Source organism: Desulfosporosinus burensis (genome assembly GCF_054657535.1).
Map to the genome: position 1 here is coordinate 1 of NZ_BAAHYN010000063.1, position 704 is coordinate 704.

At 45.0% G+C, this 704-nt stretch carries 1 protein-coding gene and 1 pseudogene; both read left to right on the top strand.

Annotated features, from left to right (window positions below):
- Nucleotides 1-412, top strand: a 412-nt coding sequence (locus ACYQ3Q_RS28350; RefSeq protein ID WP_459931731.1) for a 2-oxoacid:acceptor oxidoreductase family protein, incomplete at its 5' end; no start/stop codon positions are given.
- Nucleotides 390-704, top strand: a pseudogene (locus tag ACYQ3Q_RS28355) (HEAT repeat domain-containing protein); the annotation flags it as partial. The gene ACYQ3Q_RS28350 and the pseudogene ACYQ3Q_RS28355, both read left to right, overlap by 23 nt.

Below are 704 nucleotides of genomic sequence, written 5' to 3' on the forward strand. Positions count from 1 at the left end.
CATCGGAGACGAAGCGATTGATTACCCTAAAGTTGAAAGACCGGATTTTGTCTTAACCCTTAGTCAAGAAGCCTATAAAAAGTATGGACTGCATCTGAATGAAGAGGCAGTCCTGATTGTGGATAATTCCCAGGTTACAGAAGTTAAGCCACGGAGTAGAAACTTTTATTCGTTGCCGATCACGAAAGCTGCCCGCACTCAATTTGGTTCCGAACAAAGCGCCAATGTCGTGGCTTTGGGAGTGGTGGCTTCCTTAAGCGGCAAAATTCCTTTAGAGAAGGTTAGGCAGGCTGTCCAGCAAAGGGCTCCTAAAGGAACGGCGGAACGAAACATTAACGCGTTGGAATTAGGGTGGCAGATGGGAATGGACGCTGGGAAGGTGATGAGCGGTGGCGGAATTAATGAATTTTGACTGGACTAAGCAGGATTTAACCGGCTTAACGGAAAGCCTAGCAGCCGTTTTATTAGAGGAGTGGGGCGGGCCTAGAAGTCCTCTTGCTCTTAAATATATCAATGAAACGATTATTCCGGATCTCGTCTATTGTTTTTGTAATAATGCAGACTTACTGACGAATTCGACCTTTGCCGAGATTATTCAATGGAAATTGAAAAACCAGTTTGCGAACCCGTCCGCGGTTGTCGTAGATTTAGCGAAAGACTTACTAAAACCAGCCCAAAAGATCATCAATCGTCCACAAATTACA